Annotated in this window: 3 protein-coding genes; all 3 read left to right on the top strand. The window is 66.7% G+C overall.

The window, feature by feature from the left end; translation table 11 throughout:
* On the top strand, positions 1-243 hold a 243-nt coding region (locus tag H7841_18705), incomplete at its 5' end, for a hypothetical protein (protein ID MEO5338888.1).
* On the top strand, positions 243-536 hold the full coding sequence (locus tag H7841_18700; GenBank protein MEO5338887.1) for a type II toxin-antitoxin system RelE/ParE family toxin: 294 nt from the start codon (positions 243-245) through the stop codon (positions 534-536). The genes H7841_18705 and H7841_18700, both read left to right, overlap by 1 nt.
* 191 nt (positions 537-727) lie before the next feature.
* Positions 728-1,037, top strand: a 310-nt coding sequence (locus H7841_18695; protein ID MEO5338886.1) for a DNA adenine methylase, incomplete at its 3' end; no start/stop codon positions are given.

Here is a 1,037-nt window from a genome sequence, read left to right as displayed (position 1 = left end):
AGTCGGCCCGGCGGGCCTCGTACCCGCATTGCGTTGCGCGGCCGGATGGGCGATACTGTGGGCATGGCAAGCCCTCGCAAGATCGATGCCCTGACCGAACCCTCGCCGGCCGAGATCGCGGCCGTCCAGGAGGGACGTGACGACTTGGCCGCCGGCCGCTATGTCGATCACCAGGCCATGACCGAATGGCTGCGGACCTGGGGCGACGAGGGACGTCGGGCTACTCCGGTTTCCAAGGCCTGATGCGGGTTCTTTGGTCCGAGCGGGCGCGGCGGGATGTCGCGCGCATCCGGGACTATCTTCTGGAACGCAATCCGCTGGCCGCCGTGGCGGTCGCCGAATCCCTGATCGCCGCCGGAACCGCCCTGTCCCAGTTGCCGCGCCGGTATCCGGAACGCGGCGAGGGATACCGCGAGATGGTCGTCTCGCGGTACCACTACATCGTGCGCTACGAATTGATGCCCGATCCTGAGTATCCGAACCGGACGGCGGTCGGCGTCCTGTCGGTCTGGCACCCGGCCCAGGACCGGGAATAGAACCGGCTCAGACGGCGGAGCGGTTTTCTGGAGAGGCGATTCCGAGTGTCTCCCTTTGCCGCGCCCATTCCACCGGCAGATCCTCCATGAGGTTCGCAAGCTGGAGAGTGCGGGGCTGGCGGCCCTCCAGGATGGCTTCGACGATGTCGGGAGCGAGCAGGGTCAGGCGAAAGATTCGGCTGACGTAGGAGGTGCCCAGCTTCTCGGCCTCGGCGATCTCGCCCAGGTTGCGGGCCTTTCCGCTTTCGATGACCCTGTCCCAGGTCTCCCGGTCCAGGATGCCCTACGGGGACTTCATCGCCCGCTACGACCGCAACGAGACCCTTTTCTACCTGGACCCGCCCCCTGGGGGTCGGAGGGCGACTACGGCAAGGACCTGTTCGGCCGGCATCAAGGGGGCCTTCCTCATGTCGATCAACGACATCCCGGAGGTCCGGGCCCTCTTTTCCCGCTTCCACGTCCAGGCGGTCGAGACCACCTACACCATCGGGGGTGGCGACA

Origin of the sequence: Magnetospirillum sp. WYHS-4, from assembly GCA_039908345.1 — a bacterium.
Lineage (GTDB): Bacteria > Pseudomonadota > Alphaproteobacteria > Rhodospirillales > GLO-3 > JAMOBD01.
Note: the sequence above shows the minus strand (reverse complement) of the source record. Positions and strands in the feature narration are given on the sequence as shown.

What these genes read in the sequence shown, in the direction of transcription:
- H7841_18700 (MEO5338887.1), top strand. Translation starts at nt 243, where the DNA reads ATGCGGGTTCTTTGGTCCGAGCGGGCGCGGCGGGATGTCGCGCGCATC.